Origin of the sequence: Sediminibacterium roseum (genome assembly GCF_009939005.1) — a bacterium.
GTDB lineage: Bacteria > Bacteroidota > Bacteroidia > Chitinophagales > Chitinophagaceae > Sediminibacterium > Sediminibacterium roseum.
On record NZ_JAACJS010000015.1, the window covers coordinates 1882542 to 1900510 of the forward strand.

14 protein-coding genes and 1 tRNA gene are annotated in these 17969 nt (G+C 46.0%); 5 read left to right on the forward strand and 10 right to left on the reverse strand.

All coding sequences use genetic code 11. The features are described 5' to 3' along the window. Nucleotides 1-26: 26 nt before the first annotated feature. Nucleotides 27-479: a DUF4268 domain-containing protein gene (locus GWC95_RS19370; protein ID WP_161820357.1), complete on the reverse strand. Its 453-nt coding sequence runs from the start codon at nt 477-479 to the stop codon at nt 27-29. Between the two features lie 454 nt (nt 480-933). On the opposite strand from GWC95_RS19370, the gene GWC95_RS19375 reads away from it, so the two are divergent. Next, nucleotides 934-1707: a hypothetical protein gene (locus tag GWC95_RS19375; protein WP_161820358.1), complete on the forward strand. Its 774-nt coding sequence runs from the start codon at nt 934-936 to the stop codon at nt 1705-1707. Nucleotides 1708-1878: 171 nt separating this feature from the next. Here the strand turns inward: GWC95_RS19375 and GWC95_RS19380 are convergent, their stop codons facing one another. From GWC95_RS19380 to GWC95_RS19395, 4 genes are all read right to left on the reverse strand, one after another. After that, on the reverse strand, nt 1879-3465 hold the full coding sequence (locus tag GWC95_RS19380) for a S10 family peptidase (RefSeq protein WP_161820359.1): 1587 nt from the start codon (nt 3463-3465) through the stop codon (nt 1879-1881). A gap of 187 nt (nt 3466-3652) precedes the next feature. Further along, a complete protein-coding gene (locus GWC95_RS19385; RefSeq protein ID WP_161820360.1) occupies nt 3653-6112 on the reverse strand; it encodes a TonB-dependent receptor domain-containing protein in 2460 nt (819 codons plus the stop codon). Between the two features lie 157 nt (nt 6113-6269). After that, nucleotides 6270-7904, reverse strand: coding sequence for a gliding motility-associated C-terminal domain-containing protein (locus tag GWC95_RS19390; protein ID WP_161820361.1), 1635 nt, complete (start codon nt 7902-7904; stop codon nt 6270-6272). Nucleotides 7905-8096: 192 nt separating this feature from the next. After that, nucleotides 8097-9386: a DEAD/DEAH box helicase gene (locus tag GWC95_RS19395; protein ID WP_161820362.1), complete on the reverse strand. Its 1290-nt coding sequence runs from the start codon at nt 9384-9386 to the stop codon at nt 8097-8099. Between the two features lie 249 nt (nt 9387-9635). On the opposite strand from GWC95_RS19395, the gene GWC95_RS19400 reads away from it, so the two are divergent. Together GWC95_RS19400 and hflX are read left to right on the forward strand one after the other, a co-directional pair. Then, a complete protein-coding gene (locus GWC95_RS19400) occupies nt 9636-10367 on the forward strand; it encodes an outer membrane beta-barrel protein (RefSeq protein WP_161820363.1) in 732 nt (243 codons plus the stop codon). Between the two features lie 160 nt (nt 10368-10527). Further along, on the forward strand, nt 10528-11748 hold the full coding sequence (gene hflX / locus GWC95_RS19405; protein ID WP_161820364.1) for a GTPase HflX: 1221 nt from the start codon (nt 10528-10530) through the stop codon (nt 11746-11748). 19 nt (nt 11749-11767) lie between these two features. Here the strand turns inward: hflX and GWC95_RS19410 are convergent, their stop codons facing one another. Beyond that, nucleotides 11768-12397, reverse strand: coding sequence for a hypothetical protein (locus GWC95_RS19410; protein ID WP_161820365.1), 630 nt, complete (start codon nt 12395-12397; stop codon nt 11768-11770). Between the two features lie 44 nt (nt 12398-12441). Between GWC95_RS19410 and GWC95_RS19415 the strand changes: the two genes are divergently transcribed. Both GWC95_RS19415 and GWC95_RS19420 read left to right on the forward strand, forming a co-directional pair. After that, the gene (locus GWC95_RS19415; protein ID WP_161820366.1) at nt 12442-12792 is read left to right on the forward strand and encodes a Rieske (2Fe-2S) protein; all 351 of its coding nucleotides are present in this window, start codon (nt 12442-12444) and stop codon (nt 12790-12792) included. Between the two features lie 79 nt (nt 12793-12871). Continuing rightward, nucleotides 12872-12945 (forward strand) — tRNA-Asn (locus GWC95_RS19420). Between the two features lie 151 nt (nt 12946-13096). Here GWC95_RS19420 and GWC95_RS19425 read toward each other — a convergent pair. From GWC95_RS19425 to GWC95_RS19440, 4 genes are all read right to left on the reverse strand, one after another. After that, a complete protein-coding gene (locus GWC95_RS19425) occupies nt 13097-13831 on the reverse strand; it encodes a hypothetical protein (RefSeq protein ID WP_161820367.1) in 735 nt (244 codons plus the stop codon). Further along, nucleotides 13828-15651: a hypothetical protein gene (locus GWC95_RS19430; protein ID WP_161820368.1), complete on the reverse strand. Its 1824-nt coding sequence runs from the start codon at nt 15649-15651 to the stop codon at nt 13828-13830. The genes GWC95_RS19425 and GWC95_RS19430 overlap by 4 nt, the downstream gene beginning before the upstream one ends. Before the next feature lie 512 nt (nt 15652-16163). Further along, on the reverse strand, nt 16164-17177 hold the full coding sequence (locus GWC95_RS19435) for a S1 family peptidase (protein WP_161820369.1): 1014 nt from the start codon (nt 17175-17177) through the stop codon (nt 16164-16166). After that, nucleotides 17125-17697 carry a hypothetical protein gene (locus GWC95_RS19440; protein ID WP_161820370.1) on the reverse strand — a complete coding sequence of 191 codons (573 nt, stop codon included), beginning with the start codon at nt 17695-17697 and terminating at the stop codon, nt 17125-17127. The genes GWC95_RS19435 and GWC95_RS19440 overlap by 53 nt, the downstream gene beginning before the upstream one ends. Between the last annotated feature and the right edge of the window lie 272 nt (nt 17698-17969).

Sequence of the window (17969 nt, forward strand, 5' to 3'; positions counted from 1 at the left end):
CGGTTTACCTGGGTAACACGCAATTTTTATTCAAAAACCATCTTCACGTCTTCCCAGAACACATCAAGGTTGATGATGGATGGTTTGAGAAAAGAAATAATGGCCGGCCAATCTTCTTCCCTGAAAATATTTACATCATTAAGTTTAACCGAAATGCGGCTGATGGTTCTCTGGTTTTCGTCGGTTGTGTTTTCTTCCCAATGCATGGCTGTTTGCATGGTTTCTTCAAGCATTGTTTTCATCGAAAGAAATTGCTGAAACTGCTGGATCCTTTTTTCGGGCAACGGGTTTGTTAACTCTATCGCAACCGAAGCAAATGTTTTCTCTACGTGCAAACGGAAATATATATGTGCAATGCCGGTCTTGTAATTGGACCAATTCACCTTTTCTCCGCCCGAAGCCGGCACGGGTTTCATGTACTGGCCAAAACGTGTCCAGAACGCTTGTTTTATTTTGGAGGCCTCTTGTTTGGAATACATGGATCGTTGGTTGTTAAATCAGCGGCTTATGGCGGCAAATAAACTATTTTAAGCGGATAATGAGCGAGGATGCGTTGATAATCTGCCGGTGCAGACAAGGTCCGGTGAGCGCCTTGTTTGCGAAACAGCATTTCAGCCGGGGTTTCCATTCAACAGAAGGGGTTGATGACCGTAGACGGGTGTTTTGGCGGCTTCTTCACAATCCCTTTATTTTTAAGGGCTTACGTTATCAAATTGTTACCGCCAGTCAAACAAATCGGGTATCCGGCCCCCTAATTCATTAACTATTGCTTAATTTAGCGGCATCAGTAGCTACAATTATCCACCGTCAAGGGTTAATTTTACCGTTGATGCATACTGCACTGCACCTGAAATCCGTATCCTGCCAGGTAAAAAGCAACGAAAAAAATAAAGTTTATCTGTATGCTTTTTGGTATAAAACCAGGATTTGTCAATGATAAAAGGCTCTACATATTCTTTGCATAATGCGTTGCGTTTCGTGGTGCTTTTTATCGTGTCCGTTTGTTTTGTGATGGGGTGCAGCAAACCACCCGACGATCCCATTCCGCAGCTTCCGCCGCTGGTTATTCCGCCGGATACCATTCCGACCGGTGTTATTGAAAATTTCAGTATCGACGATACTTTGATCGGTTACAACACTTCCACTTTTGCAAGATGGCTGGTTACGGGCAGCAATAAACTGACCGCCGTTACTTTTGCGGGTTACCCGGTTGGCATCTCGGGGCCGTTTTCTACGGGACGTTTGAAACGCGATTCGCTTTTTGTACTTGCCGTAAACAACGGGCAGCGCAGGTCGCAGATGGTGCATGTGGCAGATTCCATCACCACAAAGCTTTTCAACGACGGCATGCAACTGGAAAAAACAAAAACCGAATGGTACGATACCACCACTGCAACAAAAGGATGGAAAGACACTTCTATTGCCCCGGAGAACAGGCATGAAAGACTGCTTTTTAACCTGAACGGGTATATTTCAATAACCAACGACTCAACCAATTTACAGTACAGCGGCGGACGGTTAACGGTGGTTGATATGGGCACACAACCCAGTGGACCATCCAACCCCGGTTCTCCAACCGTTGTCAGGTTCCGCAACATTGAATATACATTGATCAACTTCACCGTTCAGTCTATCCTCGCTACCTATACATTGCTCAACGCCAATGGACAACCTATGCTTTGGCGGGATACATTTACTTATAAATAAACTGCGCAACATAGAAACCGAACATCTGACCTGAACAATGAAAGTTGAACAGCAATGCCGGGTGTAGCCAGGCGCTATGAATTTAAAAGACCGATGCGCAAATGCATCGGTCTTTTAAATTGGTAATACGGTACGAACCACGATCATCCTATGGGTTCGTTGTTTAACCTGCTAGTATTTCGCCGGCTGGTCTGCCTTCGGCGTTGTTTTCTTTATAAAGTTTCTCAGGCTTTGGTTGCTTGTTTCAAGATCTGGTTTGCGCAGGTACATCATGTGCCCGCTGCGGTAACCTTCCCAGCTGAAGCGGTCTTTGAGTTTGCCGCTTGGATCCATCTGCCACATGCTGTATTTCGCATTGAAATAATCGCAGGCGCCATCGTAGTAGCCCGACTGGATGAGCACATGCAGGTATGGATTTTCTGCCATTGCCTGGCGCAGGTTCTCACCGCTGCGGTCGTTGGTGCGGTCCCATGGATTGGTTGGCCCAAACATATAATAACGTGCATCTGTTTTGTATTTCAGTTCGTCTCTCAGGTACATATTGATCGCCGGCGTGAAAGAATGTTCCCATGACAGCAGTTCTGCATTGAAGTCGGGGCTCTCGCCGCCGTCTTTCCTGTCGATGCCTTTGTAACGCGAATCGAGTCTTCCTACGGTAAACCCTTTATCGCGCAGCAATTCTTTCCAGAAAAGATTGGTGGAGATATCGAGGTTGTTGTTCAGCACCACTTTCTCAGGCAACCCTGAGTAGCGTGCATATTTGGCAGCGATCTCTTTGCGTTTTGAAGCCTCAAGAAATCCACCTTTTGCCAGTGAAGGAATGAGTTCGTTGATGGTGAAGTTCTCTACTTCGGGCAGGTAATCGGTCAGGTCCTTTTTCTGAAGGTCTGATGGCAGTGCCTTGTGGTACCATGCGGTAGCTGCCATGTATGGCAGGCGCAGCGCCTGTTCCATCGGGCCGTCTCTTTCGATGCCGAGTGTGGTTGGCGATACAAGGATCACCCCGTTGATGAACATCCAGTGTGCGTTCTGCAGTTCAAGCGCCATCGCCGAAACCCTTCCTGTACCGTAGCTCTCGCCGATCAGGTATTTAGGCGATGCCCAACGGTTCATCCTGGATACGAATGTGTTTACCCATTCTGATAAATATTTTACATCTGCTCGCACACCAAAGAAAGTGGTAAGCGGGATGTCTTTGCTAACGGGTCTTGAGAACCCTGTATTAACCGGGTCTACATAAACGATATCGGCCACATCGAGTATAGAATGCGGGTTATCGCGCAGGCCGTAGGGCTGAACGGGGTATCCTTCGTCGTCGATGTTGAGCATACGCGGTCCTGTATAACCGAGTTCCATCCATACAGAAGGCGTTCCGGGGCCGCCATTGAAAGAGATTACCAGCGGGCGCGTTGCTTTGTCTTTGATGTCTGTTCTTTCATAATAGATAAAGAAAACGCCTGCCTGTACTTTTCCATCGGCATCCCAAACGGGCATGGTACCTGCGGTTGCCTTGTAAGGTATCTTGTTTCCTTTGATGGTAACCTCGTGATCGCTCACAACGGTTTGATCGGGGTTGAAAGGGATGTTGAATGCAGCGGTTCTTGCATCCTGCGTAGGCGTAGCCGTAGCAATACCGGCGTTGGGGGCAGGTGCGCCGCCGCCGAATTGTCCGCCGCCGCCGCCGCGGTTTCCACCGCCCTGGGCCATCGATCCTGCAGCAATGCTGAGTGCCATACAGGATAAAAAGATTTTTCTCATGTTGTTGGTTTTGGTCTTAAAAATGTGGGATGAATTTAGTGAAATAGGCGGGATTAGTTTTGAATGGGTTAAAATATTAGGTAAACAGGTTTAAATGCGCGGTGACGCGGCATACTACGGTACAACCTGCAGAAAGAAGGCCACAACAATGTTGCGGCCTTCTTTCTATTATCGGGGGATCATGCTCCTAGTTTCCACCTCCTACACGGTTCTGCTCCTCCTGTGCACCCGTTGTTCTGCGGCGCGGGGCGGTTTGGGCGCTTTTGCCAAAGCGATAGGTAAAGGTGGCGGTTACCTGTCTTACATCGGGGTAAGTGGTTTGTTTCAGATCAATATCACTGTAGTTTACAGTGGCCCTGAACTTCTGCCATGCAAACGGGTCACGCACATTCAGGCGCAGTGTGCCCTTGCCCTGCATGATCTGTTTCTGCAAAGCAATACTCATCTGGTACACCGGCTCTATCAGGGTTAATTGTTCAACCGATTTGTGGCGGTAGAAGCCACTGATCTCTCCACTCAACCCCTTCTTTTTATTGAGGGTGAAATTGTTTGTTACATTAACCATGAACGATGTGAACGATATATCTATCGGGTCTGTATTGTATACGCCCGTATAATGGTTGTTGTAAATATTGGTAAAGAAGCTGGCGTTCCACCAGGTTGTGAATGTGGCGGGCGCTGTTATTGACAACCCGAAATTTGTAAACTTCGCTATGTTCTCCGAAGTATTGTAGGTGATCTTGCTTGCAGAATTCTGTTTCAGTATCTGCGAGATCACATTTGAAGTGTTGTTGTAGTTGAACGTGAAAATGAATTTCGATTTGAAAGCATAACTCAGCTCGTAATTCTGTGTAAACTGCGGCAACAGGTACGGGTTTCCTACGCGGTAGGTAAGCGAATCAAGGAAATAGGTGAACGGGTTCAGGTCCTGGTAATTCGGCCTTGTAATTCTCCTGCTGTACGATGCGGTGAGCTGGTTGTTCTTGTCAAATCCATAACTCACAAAAAGGCTTGGGAAAAGGTTGGTGAAATTTCGTTTGAAAGTGGAATCGTTGGATACCTGTGTTCCTTTCGCGATCGTATTCTCCAGGCGCAATCCTCCCTGTACCGTCCATTTTTTAAATTGTTTGTTGATGTTGAGGTAAGCCGCGTTGATGTTCTCATCATAAACAAAATGGTTGGACCGCGCATCGGGCACCCATGATTTGTCGTTCAGCTGTCGTGCATAATCCACCAGGTTATCGTTACGCACCAGGCTGCTTTTGAAACCGGCTTCGAGGCGGCCGTTCTTGAGCGGGTGTGTGTAATCTGCTTTCAGCGACAGGATATCGATGTTTGATGGAAGGTTGCCGCGCAGCAGTATCGGCGCGCCAACCGATGCGCCCGTACTGTTGTAGGCATTGGTGGTAAGCAACAGGTCGGAAACATTGCGGTAGGTAACGTAATCGAAATCGGCGGTAAGTTCTCTTCCGGCAGAATCAAAATTGTGTTTCCAGTTCAGGTTTCCGTTGAAGTTGCGCAGGTGCGTATTGTTGTTGGTGAGCGATTCAAGCGTTGATTGCACATTGCCGTTCTTGTCTTTAAGCACTGAAGTGGAGGTAGGTGTAGGATGCCCGTCGAAAACAAACCCGCTCACCACCACGCCGAATAAGTTCTTTTTATCCGCCTGGTAGTCTACACCCAGTTTCAACGTCTGGTTGAAGTTTCCGAATTTCATTTTAGACGACAGTACAGAAGATCCGTCCAATGTACCCGCATTGTAAAAATTGCGGTTGATGGTGAGTTCCGTTCTGCCGCGGAAATAATTCGGGTTGTAGTTTCCGAAGAAATTGAATTTGTTGTTGCGGTAATTGAAATTGAAACTGTTCTGCGATTTGGGGATCGCATACAATACCCCGCTCGGGTTAAACAACCCAACTGTTCCACCCAATGTAAAGTTTCCGTTGAAACCGTTGTTCTTTCCTTTTTTTGTTTTGATGTTGATGATGCCCGAGTTGCCCGATGCATCGTAACGCGCAGAAGGATTGGTCATGATCTCTACCTGGTCGAGCGCCGATGCCGGCATGTTTTTGAGCAGGTTTGCGAGGTCGGTTGACGACATGTAAGTTGGTTTGCCATCCAGCATAACGATCACACCCGCTTTTCCGCGCAGGCTTATGGCGCCATCGCTGTTTACGCTGATGCCCGGTGATTTCTCAAGTATATCCATTGCCGAAGCGCCCGCGCTTGATGGCGAGGCCTCCACATTTACAACGGTTTTGTCGATCTTGGTTTCAATAAAAGGTTTTTTTGTCTGCACTACCACTTCGTTCATTTCCCTTGCAGAAGGGCTCAGCGAGAGAACAGGCATGTTTACATCGGTTGTTGAAAAATCAAAACCAGCGGATGTTGATTTTGCATACCCAACCAGCACAACGGAAATTTTGTACCTGCCCGGTTTGCCGGTAAACTCGTATTGCCCGGCCACATCGGTTACGGCTACTTTTACAAGCGAAGAGTCTTTTTCGCGGAGGAGGGAAACGGTGGCCGACTGCAGCGGTTTGCCCTGCTCGTCTTTAACCACGCCGGCAATCTTCGCAGCCGTTTGGGCCATTGCGGTGGAAGCAAATAAAACACATGCCAGTACAAGCGTAAACATTCTTTTCATACTCAGTAGTTGATCTTACAAAAAGTAAAGATTAGCCAATAATCTGTTTACTAAAACGCAAAACAGGATAAGCGCGGAAACCCGTGGGTAAGTGGTAAAAGCCGCAGGGTTGTGGGAGTTGCGTTGGCGGAAAATTACAGGAAGATGTATCCGTGCATCACCTGATGATCGTAACGCCTGCCCCTAATGGCGGAAGATTTTTTGAGAGTTGCAACACATAGTAATACGTGCCCACGGGCAGGTCTGTTCCGTTGTGTTTGCCATCCCATTTGCCATAGCCGATGGAACGGAAAACAGGCTGGCCCGAGCGTGTATAAATGGTAAGGATGGCGTCGGGGTAATAAATCAGTTCGGGGATCTCCCAGGTGTCGTTGATGCCATCGCCATTGGGAGAGAAAGCGTTTGGTATTTTGGGTGGCGGGTTGATGAATGAGGCCGTGATGGAGGTGATGACCGAACAACCTTCCGCCGTTGTTACTTTGAGGTAATACGTTCCGTCTTTCGTGATCGATGTGGGTTTGGCGATGGGCACCGTTGCTTCTATATCGGCCCAGTACGTAACTGTGTTGCCATTGGAGTTGAGCACCGCCGAAAGATCGAGCACCTCGGGGCGGTAGATGGGATGGCCGTTGTTCAGTGTCTGGTAGGTTGGGGTAGGGTTGATCTTTATATCCACCTTCTTTGTATCAAAACATCCATCCTGGTTCAATCCCTTTATATAATACGTGCCGCTTTTGCGCAATGCTTCTTCTGTAAACACGTGAATGGTCAATGCGGGATCGGCATAGAAAGAATACGTCAATCCCGGGCTGTTGCCCCTGTTCTCTACCAATGGCAACAGTTCCACGCCATCGTTGTAACAGCTTGCGATGATGCCCTTCGGTTCGTTGATCACGATAGACTCTGTAGAGTAGTGGATCTTCGTGAACACGGTATCGGCGCAACCCTGGTCGGGGTATGGCATCAGTTCCACTGCAAATTCTGTATTGTCTGGCGGGATCACGGGGTTGGAGTAGGTATTGGTGGTGCTGAGTACTTTGGAAAAGTCTGATGTGAACCAGCGGTAACCCTGGAAACCGTACGGTGCGGTAAGGTTCAGCGCGGTATCGTATTGGCAAACGATGTTTCCTTTGATGGGTGATAAACAGTTTTCATCAACATCAACATACGCATATCCAAAATGCCCGCCCCTTGTACAATCGTTGGTTACAAACTCGAGGCGTATGGTCATGCCCGCGTAATTGGAAAGTTTGATGGTAACAGGCGTCCAGTCTTTGTAAAGGATGGTCTGGTCTACCGGCGAAAACTCAAACCCCGGCAACCCTGCCTGTGCTATGTATTCGAAAGAACTGCAGTCGATGTACTTACCCTGTGTTACATTAAAAACCTTTGCGGTGAACTTGGGTTGTTCGCTGGCCGAATGCGGGGGGTTCTGCATTACCACGGCGTAATAGTAAATAAGGCTGAATGTTTTTTTATCGTAGGGGATGGTGAAAGTATAACTGATGCCCTCTGCCAATGCACCACCCACATTGTTGCCCAGTTTGATGGAGCCGCCGCTTCCGTTCGGACAATTCACCGGGAAATTGCCGTACTGATCTACGAGGTTCTCGCCTTTGTTTTTGTAAAGTGTATGCCGGCCCGCATCAAAACCCGGGCTCAGCAGCGGCCCGCGGGCAGAATCAACGCGCCCCAGTGAGGTTTCCCAGTTTTTGAAATTACCCAGCTCAAACCCTATGTTTTCAGGGCAGCCCTGTGCATAAGCGCCTGAACCAATGCAGAGCAGGAACAATATCCAACAATATCTGTATAATGTTACCGGTCTGCACATAACGCAATGGTATTCTCGCCTGGGGGCCTAGTAAATATACTAAAGACGCGGGAACTTACCATTTCGTTGCTGCTTGCCTGAAGCACAGAGAGAAATACGGGTTACGGAATACAAATTTTTATCTCTTTCGTTTTTCGTAACCCGTATGCTGCGTTACCTGGCCCTTTGTCCTTTCGGGTTGCCCGATGGTTTGTGCTGCCTGTTGTTGCCATTGGGCCTGCCACCGCCGGGGCGGGGACCGTTCGGGCGGGGGCCCTGGTGGCGGTTGGGTTTGCCGGCGGGTCTTCTGCGCGGGTTGTATTCGGGCGTTGGGCCGAACTCTTCAGGAACGGGTGCTTTGGTAACCGGGTGCCCGAGCAGTTCTTCTATCTGTGCAAACTTGTATTGCTCCGCTTCGCTCACAAAAGTGTAGGCCGTGCCCTCACTCGCTGCACGGGCGGTTCGGCCAATGCGGTGTACGTAGTCTTCGCCGTCGTTGGGCACATCGTAGTTGATCACCAGGTCGATGTCTTCAATATCAATTCCCCTGCTCAGGATATCGGTTGCTACCAGGATCTTCAGTTTCTTGTTCCTGAAATCGAGAAGCACCTGTTCCCTCTTATCCTGCTCCAGGTCTGAATGGATCTCTTCGATCGAAAAACGTGCGCGTTTGAGCTCGTTGCTGAGTTGTTTTACGTTCTGTTTTTTAGAGCAGAATACGATCACACTCTGGAAATCCTTGCTGCTGAGTATTTTCTTTACCAACGGGATCTTCTGCGGTTCATACACTACAAAAGCTTCCTGTACGATCTTCTCAGGTGGTTTTGAGATAGCGATGTTGATCTCCAGCGGATCGTGCAATATTTTACGCGCCAGCTCCCGCATTTTCATGGGCATGGTGGCAGAGAAGAGCAGGTTTTGCCTTTTTTTAGGAAGGAAGGATATGATCTTCATCAGGTCGTCGTGAAAACCCATATCGAGCATACGGTCGGCCTCGTCCAATACCAGGTATTTCACGGCGCTCATTTTTACATAACCCATGTTGAGGTGGGCGATCATTCTGCCCGGGGTACATACAACCATGTCTACGCCGCTCGACAATGCTTTTTTCTCCGTGGTGAACGAGCTTCCGTCGCCACCGCCGTATACGGCAATACAGCTTACATCGGTAAAGTACGAGAGGCCCTCCATTGTCTGGGCGATCTGTACGGCCAGTTCTCTTGTTGGAACGATGATAACAGCATTGATCAGGTGCGCATCGTGCGGTTCTGTAATGATCTTGTTAACCACCGGTAGCAGGAAAGCTGCCGTTTTACCAGTACCGGTTTGCGCGGAGGCTATCAGGTCTTTACCGCTCAATATCGGTTGGATCACCTGCTCCTGAACAGGTGTTGCGGTCTCATATCCCATGGCATCTATGCCTTCGAGTAGTCTTGAATCTAAGCCAAGTTCTGTGAAATTCATGGCGTAAAGATAGCTTTTAGGCGGCAGCGGTGCGCTTTGCGGCGCAAGACACCGGTAATTTGTTCAAACCGGGGGCTACCGGTTGCCTCCGAAAAGGGAATTATAAAGCAAAAATGCCCGCAGCACGCATCCCCTGTTTACGGCTTGCCCTCATATTTAACGTTTTACCTAATTTTTAACCGTTCCAATGCAGCCAATTCTGTTATTTTTGCGCCCTATTGGCAACCAATTTGCAATTAACTATCTGAAATGAAAAAAACATTACTTCTTCTTGTCAGCATAACCGTGTCTGTACTGGCTATGTCTCAGTCTACCGATAACAGCAGCACCAAACCCAAACTGGACCTCGCGGGCCGTGCGGCGGATCACCTGATGATCCAGTATGGTAGCGATAGCTGGACCAACCGCCCCGACAGCGTACGCACCGGTGGTTTCAGCAGGCATTTCAATATTTATTTCATGTTCGATAAGCCTTTCAAGAACAATCCGAAGCTGAGCATTGCCTATGGTATTGGCATCGGAAGCAGCAATATGTTCTTTAAGAATACGTATGTGGATGTGAAATCGAACTCGTCAAAACTTCCTTTTACCAATGTTGACAGTGCGAACCATTTCTCTAAATTCAAGGTAGTGAACATTTATGCGGAGATCCCGGTGGAACTGCGTTACTATTCAAATCCTGTTGACCCGGGCAAATCCTGGAAGCTCGCCATCGGGGCCAAAGTGGGAAGCCTGGTGAAAACCTATACCAAAGGCAAAAACCTCGTTAACAAATCGGGCAATACCATCTACGGAACAGATTATAAGGTGAAAGAAAGCAGCAAAGGCTTCTTTAACGGAACCATGCTCGCCGTTACCGGCCGCGTAGGCTACGGTATCTTCTCGATCGATGCGGGCTACCAGTTCAATGGCGTTTTAAAAGATGCGGTTGGGCCAACCATGCATAAGTTCTCGCTGGGACTTACGATCAGCGGACTTTAAAGTTTGAGTGTTACATGGTAGTGGTGAGTAAGGCAAACGCCTCACTCACCACTTTTTTTTGCCACAGATTTCACGGAAGCACACGGTTGGTTGCGGAGGTGTCGATCTCTAGACAACAACTGTGTGCTTCCGTGAAATCTGTGGCAAAAACCAGCCACGAATGAAAGACTTATCTTTACAAAAATTTACATCCTTGATAGAGAAAAAGAAAGCGATACAGAGCGAAGAGAAAACAGTGCTGGTGGGATTGATCCAGAACGACCAGACCAGTGAACAGGTTACCGAATACCTGGATGAGCTTGCCTTTTTATCTGAAACGGCCGGCGCGCACGCGGTTAAACGTTTCACCCAACGACTGGCGCACCCAGACAGCCGCACATTTGTGGGCAAGGGTAAACTGGAAGAGATCAAAAATTATGTATCGGGCAAAGACATCAGCCTGGTCATATTTGATGACGAACTTACCGGTTCGCAGATCTCGAACATAGAAAAAGAACTCGGTGTAAAAACCATCGACAGGAGCGATCTCATTCTCGATATTTTTGCGAGCCGCGCAAGAACCGCGCAGGCAAAAGTGCAGGTTGAACTGGCGCAATACCAATACCTGCTGCCCAGACTGAAAGGTATGTGGAGCCACCTCGAAAGACAAGGTGGCGGTATCGGGACAAGGGGCCCGGGCGAAACCGAAATTGAAACGGACCGCCGTATTGTAAAGGACAAGATCTCGTTGCTGCGCAAAAGGCTTGCGGAGATAGACAAACAATCCTTCACCCAAAGAAAAGAACGCGGTGAGTTGATACGTGTTGCGCTGGTGGGTTACACCAACGTTGGCAAAAGCACCATCATGAATGTGTTGAGCAAAAGCGAAGTGTTTGCCGAAAACAAACTGTTTGCCACACTTGATACCACCACACGAAAAGTGGTGTTTGAAAACACACCGTTTCTCCTGAGCGATACGGTAGGTTTTATCAGGAAACTACCGCATCACCTCGTAGAAAGTTTCAAAAGCACGCTGGATGAAGTGAGGGAAGCGGATATTCTTTTGCACGTAGTGGATATTTCGCACCCGCAGTACGAAGACCAGATAGGCGTGGTGAACAAGACATTGCAGGAGCTGAAAGCCTTTGAAAAACCCATCCTTACCATATTCAACAAAATGGATCTTTACGAGGAGAAGAATTTCGATGAGTGGCTTGACGACAGCGTAAAGCAGGAGATCCTTCGCGAACTGAAAGAGAAATGGGACGAGGCCACAGAAAACAACTGCGTGTTCATTTCCGCCCAGGAAAAAAACAACATAGATGCGCTCCGCGAATTGATACTTGAAAAAGTGCGCGACATGTACAAGATAAGATACCCTTACAGAACGATGATGTTTTGATCGCCGGAGGCGCCGCTTTCTACAGTTCCTTCAAAAGCTGCAGGCCATACGTTTTTGTCGCACCGCCTTCCAGCCGGCCGCGTAGGTTGAACACGATGCTCCACCTTTTTTCCCAGTTTGTGCCCATCCGGATACCGGCGCGCAACATGGGTTCCCACCTGTCGAACGGGATCATACCGCTGGCAAGCTTTATCTTGGTATAGCTGTATACATAACCGATGCCGGCAAAAAAGCCAAATCCTCTCCTGCTTTCGTCGCCGGCAGAACGGAGTCCCACGTTAAGGTCGGCCATAAACGGTATTTCGAAAGCAATATGCGCGCTGTGCACATTTTCGATGGTATCTTTTCTTTGGGGATGTGTTTCAACGGATCTGTATTTATTGGTGGTGCTGTAGCCCAACATCATTGGCGAAGACAAACTCAGCGCCACATCTTTGCCCCCGGCGATGTCGAAGCGGGCGACATATACAAGCCCGAAGGTGCGCACACGAACCGAGTAATCCGAACGCAGTGTATCAAGAAGCATTCTCGAATCGTTTACATGAACCTGGGTGGCGCCGAGGCCTATGTTTTGGTTGAAACCGATGCGTTGGGAAAAGCTACACAGGCTTAGCAGTAAGCAGCACGCAACAACAAGTATTCTTTGCATAATTTTGTTTTATAAGCGTTACTGTAAAATGGCAGGTATAAACTATGGAAAAAAATTGGATCTGGCACAAAATTGCGGAAAACGAGGCCATTCTTCCCTGGCAGCCCAATGATATGTGTATTGTAACGGCGGGTGAAAAGAAAATAACCCTCGCCCGTTTTAACGGCGGGCTCTACGCTTTTGCCCAGAAATGCCCGCATGCCAGCGGGATCATGGCCGATGGTTACATCAATGCCGCCGGACAGGTAACCTGCCCGCTGCACCGTTACCGTTTTGATATGAAAAACGGCAGAAACACCAGTGGCGAGGGCTATTATCTGAAGACCTATACGGCAGAAACACGGGAAGACGGGGTATATGTGGGCTGGGAAGACAAAGGATTTTGGGGATTTTGAGTGCAGCCGGCATATTTTTTCTTTTCCTTTTTTGCCGAAAAGCATTTTTCCCTATTTTTGCAACCCCATAACGGGAAATTCCTCCTTAGCTCAGTTGGTTAGAGCATCTGACTGTTAATCAGAGGGTCTCTGGTTCAAGTCCAGAAGGGGGAGCTGGAAGCCCACAAGCAGAGATGTTTGTGGGTTTTTTATTTGGGAGGGTTCCTTGAAAACCCACCACAGCGCGCCGAACATCCTGATTTTTGGCTTTGATTGAATACTACCGATAAGGAAAATAAGCATGAAAAAACCAAAGCTTATTTTCTCAATCAATCGTGACCGAATCGAAAGCATTTACTTCTGAAAGAAAGTTAAGGAAGTTTTCAAAAAAACGGTATCCTGTCATACCTGTATCGATCATGTATTTCAATGAATGGTCAGCAGGGTTCCATTCATACCTCCAATTATGCAAACGCAGATCATTTTCTTTTTGCCTGGAAGGAATATTGAAACCCGTCAGAAATTCTTCGATCAAATCCGTTATGTCTTTCACTTCTGCCGCTCTTTCAGGTTTGACCAACATCACCATCACCACGTTTACGCCAATTTCTGTAACTGTCAATTTGTAGGTGCAATCCGGGATCTGGAAGGGAAGGGTATCCTGCTTGTTCAAATATCTCCTGTACGCTAAAGGTTCAAGCCGGAAGAACCAGAAGCGTAGGTCTCCGCAATCTATGTTCTGGTCGGAGATATCATAGATTTTCCCAGAAACCGAATCCCACATAACAAATACACGGAAAACATAAGCCCGGATGTTAATACTAAGAGTAATACCAGAGATGACGTCTTTGGTATACAACTTTCCTGCTTCGAAATCGGTCGGCGCCATTGGGTCATAAACCAATCCAACGTTCCTCGACGGCTTAATGCCGGTGAGCACTTCGAACTGCTGAGAAAGTTGAATGTTCGCACACTTTACGAAAGATGCAGACATAAACAGTCCATACATCCCTTGTATAGATTTGATAAAACTTTCTTCATTGTGGATCAATAGACTCATATTATGCTTGCAATTCGCAGTAAATATCTTGCCATAAGCACTTTTTCAAAATCTGCTAACAATGCCGCCCCTTCGGTAAAGACGGCCTCCACCGCATAGGCAAGTATGATGCCATAGGCAATATTTGTAATGTCCTGCTTAAGTGTTGTCAATGTGCCTGGACTTACGCGTTTCAATTCCTTAATGTAAAGCATCACTAAGTCCCGGATATCCTGGTTAGGATTCAGCCTTCTCCTATTCATAAGTTCTTTTACCGCGTCAAAGACCGAGACAGGAGCTGCAACAGGAACAGGTACTGTAGCTCTCGGATCAAAGGTATAAATTAGAACGCCATTTTGAGGAAGGGTGACACGAATAACCTGTGCAGGATTTACGGGATTGGGTAATATCCTTGGTGTTTGATAAGTATCCCCAAGCCTCCAGGGACCGGGTTGGCAATACTGATTTGCCTTGTCTACATACCATTGTGCTTCAGCAGCGCCTTCGGCTTGAAGGCTGATCGGCTTAATCTCAAATATCTCATAGGTCTGAATATTTGCGAGATCGGCCCTTCCGCGTCTTCCCGACATGGTTGCATTTGGTATGGAATATTCAGCCCGTCCCCCCGTTCCGGCAAATTTAATATAATCTTCCTGGATCAGTAAGTGTGCAATGGCCGCATTAGGTTGCAACATCACACTACCCGGAACATTCTTTGTACCATAGCAATCTGTCGATGCATCTGACTCATCCTGATTTTCTTCATCCTTAAGGTTATCTAGAATCAGAAGATCATCATAGGAAAGCAAGTTGGGATTCCGGTAACCAGCACCGCCTCCGGTCCACCAAGGTTGCCACGGTTGATTTGCCATTTCGTAAGCTAAAGGATTATTCCATGGCCAACCGCTGCCATACTCCCACCATTCACTGGTAGTACCTCCGCCGCCATACGGAGGGTCGTCACCTTCATCCCCCCCTTCGCCACCTCCTTCACCGCCTCCGCCGCCTTCATGACCACGATAATCCCAACACGTCAGTATGATCTCTATGTTTACCGATACCAGCTGCCACTCATAAACATAGCCGTAGGAATATGAATTGGAAACGTTCACATACATGTAGGTTAAGTATATGCTTATCTCAATTTCACAACCGACTTCCTGCATATAATCAGCCCTAATGGCATTGGATACTGTTTTAACATCGTTTCCTAGTTTGATGTCAACATTTCTGAAACGCACGTTGGCTGCACCGTGAATATCGACGCTATCTTTTCCGTTCACAGATTTTTCGAATGCGCCAAAAACAGCAAGCGAGGTCATTAACTGACTGCGGGCCGAATCCGTAACAGGTGTTATCTGCGATAAAGAATCTTTGTTGTACAACCGGTAGGAAAACGTACTGTCATTCAGTTTACTTGCAGTAATATAAGATTTGATGCTGCTGTCATCTACGGATTGCAAAGGTACTATGTAAAATGCTTTTTGATCTATTGAGGCGGCCCCAGTTGTTTTGACAGAATTTTTTTGAACCTTGGAGCTTACAAGCGGCGTGGCCTTTGCGTTTGCTGCAGTCTTATAAAGCGTTTTTTCCCACACGGGCGTACCATTTTTTTCAATGAACTCCGCAAGGTGCGAATTAAATCGCTTTTGTTTCCTGAAGGAGTTGACAAGACTTTGGAGCACCGGGTTTAATTTCTCAGTATGCGCGTAAAACTGCAGTGCGCGGTTGATCGAATTTTGAGGGGATAGTTCGTTTAGGTTTTTTTTGCAACCGGCCAGAAAGACCGAAAAGAGAAGGAATAGCATGCTTGCCTTCCACCCGATAACGTGTTTTTTCATGTGCAGTAGTTTGCCCAAACGTAAGTAAGCAGCCTAAAAAAATACAGGGGTAAAAGCCCTTATGTTAATAAATCAAGTATAAAAGGGGTTGCTGTTTGAGTGCGAACAGGGAATGTCTCCGAAGCGACAAGGAGCCATGGAATACGATGTACAGGTGGTTGCTCGTATTGCATATATGTTGTCTTAGCTTTAATTTTCCGCAGCCCGTCCATCAAATGTATCAATCCTGAATGTCCGTCGCGGACGTCTCAAGAGGCGCCCTCCGCGCAACACGGGTCCGTTGTTTATTGAATTCTATAACCAATGTACCTTCGATATTGAAACAGGTAGGCAGCACTTGGACCGCGGAGTCCTCTTCGAGAGACATCCGCGGAGAATATTCTGAGTTTTTATGTCAATTGGACATGCTGCGGAGAGGAAATAAGCTTATTGATGAGGATACGATTGTCCGATTACATTATCTTGTCAGGCAATGAAGGGGAATGTTTCAGTTTCGCTGATGAAGGATTACTTTAATTTAAGCTTGACTTGTAGAGTTCAATATATGAATCAGTGGTACGAGATTCAATATATTTCTTCATTATTAATAACTCAGAAGATTTAATACCTATCGCAATTCCAAAGGGCAGCCATGTTCTAGTTTCAATTATCTGAGAGCCATTTTTTGAGATTGCTGTGCCTTTAGCCTCGTACTCTCGAGATTCAACAGCAATTCCTAGAAAATAAAATCGCTTGCCAAACATTGTAGAATTAGTTTTCTTGTCTACATAAGAAATCGGATTGTAAATTAATATTGGCGAACCGCTTGACCCAGCATAAATTGAAATATCGAGTAAAAATTGAGGCTTTTTATTATAGTTTATAAAAACAGGAGTAGCTGTGGTGCCCCTTCGTAAGATTGGTATATTATTTATACTGTCCGAAAATCCTTTTGGATAACCAATCATGAATACGTCTTCTATTGCAGTTAATTCGTTTAGCTTTTGTTCATTTGGAATATAACTTTCAATAAGTTTTCGCAGATATACTTTTCGTTTATAATTCTGAGCAATTAAATTTAATAAAGGAGTAATTGGTAAAATTGCCAAATCTTCTGAAGGGTGATATAGCCAAAGCTTTTTATAGTTTTTAAGTCTTATTTTCAAAATATCTCCATAGTTTGGACTTCCATCATTATTCATACTATTCAACTCAAAATCTCCGAAGTCGCAATTTTCAACTACATGCTTATTTGTTACAAGACATGTCATTTTTTTATTAAGCCCAAAATCGAACTCAAAAAAAAACCCACTTCCTATACTAACAACTTGTGTTGTTTTCCCGTTTTGATTAACAATCCTGTAACCCTTTATCTTCGTAACTAAGTTAAACAGTTGTTCAGATTCGTCAATTTTGAACTCTGCACTATGCTGTGAATATACAGAATCCACAATAACTAGAAAATAGAGGAAAAAATTGACAAGAAGATACATCTTACCTAAGTGTATCTTCTTGAAGAATTTTGACTGACCTCGAATTCTCTTCATAATTAATTTTATAATTTGGTTTCATAGAAGATAATAGCTCCGCATAAGTTATTTGTATCCTTTTATTTAAATCATCAATATCAATAGTTGAATCTTTAAAAGAAGCTCCTTTAATTAGTAAAAGAAATTTGTATGCTTCTAAATAATGTTTTTTTTGATACTCCCTTTTTGCTACTAAATCCAAAGAATCAATATCTATTTTTTGTTTTCCTGTATCATAAATGGTTTGAGTATACACTGGAGGCTGAGTGTTTTCACTTTCAGATTTTTTTTTATGAAAAGATTCTAAGTCAATCCCCTTGAATACGCAAATTATAAAGCTCAAACCACCCAGCAATGAAAAGAAAATTCCTGGAGTTACATTTCGTAACATAATTTTCTTGTTACCCCAAAAAGCCGATATATCCCCTGATGCGTTAACAAAGCCTTTCATAAATAACTTATACCCCCAATAAATAATTAAACCACTTAATAGAATGGTGCAGGTTTTATAAATTAGGGATATTTCAATATCTGACATTCCACAATGTAACAAATTCCAACCTCTTTCTATTTATTCACGAGCACATATTTTCAGCATTATTTGGACATTTTTAATTTTCCGCAGAGGGTCGATCTCCCGCAAAAAAAATCCAAATATTCTCCGCGGACGTCTCACGCAGAAGACTCAGCGCAGCACGGTTTACTATTTATAAATTCAACTATCAATGTCGGTTTCCCACTATCAAAACCAAATGTGCAACACCCTCAAGTGGAGTCCTCTTCTAGTGACATCCGCAAACAAGACTCCGA

Bases quoted from the DNA above. Each gene is read 5' to 3' on its own strand.
- GWC95_RS19370 (WP_161820357.1), bottom strand. From the start codon at position 479: ATGTATTCCAAACAAGAGGCCTCCAAAATAAAACAAGCGTTCTGGACA.
- GWC95_RS19375 (WP_161820358.1), top strand. From the start codon at position 934: ATGATAAAAGGCTCTACATATTCTTTGCATAATGCGTTGCGTTTCGTG.
- GWC95_RS19380 (WP_161820359.1), bottom strand. From the start codon at position 3,465: ATGAGAAAAATCTTTTTATCCTGTATGGCACTCAGCATTGCTGCAGGA.
- GWC95_RS19385 (WP_161820360.1), bottom strand. From the start codon at position 6,112: ATGAAAAGAATGTTTACGCTTGTACTGGCATGTGTTTTATTTGCTTCC.
- GWC95_RS19395 (WP_161820362.1), bottom strand. From the start codon at position 9,386: ATGAATTTCACAGAACTTGGCTTAGATTCAAGACTACTCGAAGGCATA.
- GWC95_RS19400 (WP_161820363.1), top strand. From the start codon at position 9,636: ATGAAAAAAACATTACTTCTTCTTGTCAGCATAACCGTGTCTGTACTG.
- hflX (WP_161820364.1), top strand. From the start codon at position 10,528: ATGAAAGACTTATCTTTACAAAAATTTACATCCTTGATAGAGAAAAAG.
- GWC95_RS19410 (WP_161820365.1), bottom strand. From the start codon at position 12,397: ATGCAAAGAATACTTGTTGTTGCGTGCTGCTTACTGCTAAGCCTGTGT.
- GWC95_RS19415 (WP_161820366.1), top strand. From the start codon at position 12,442: ATGGAAAAAAATTGGATCTGGCACAAAATTGCGGAAAACGAGGCCATT.
- GWC95_RS19425 (WP_161820367.1), bottom strand. From the start codon at position 13,831: ATGAGTCTATTGATCCACAATGAAGAAAGTTTTATCAAATCTATACAA.
- GWC95_RS19430 (WP_161820368.1), bottom strand. From the start codon at position 15,651: ATGAAAAAACACGTTATCGGGTGGAAGGCAAGCATGCTATTCCTTCTC.
- GWC95_RS19435 (WP_161820369.1), bottom strand. From the start codon at position 17,177: ATGAAGAGAATTCGAGGTCAGTCAAAATTCTTCAAGAAGATACACTTA.
- GWC95_RS19440 (WP_161820370.1), bottom strand. From the start codon at position 17,697: ATGTCAGATATTGAAATATCCCTAATTTATAAAACCTGCACCATTCTA.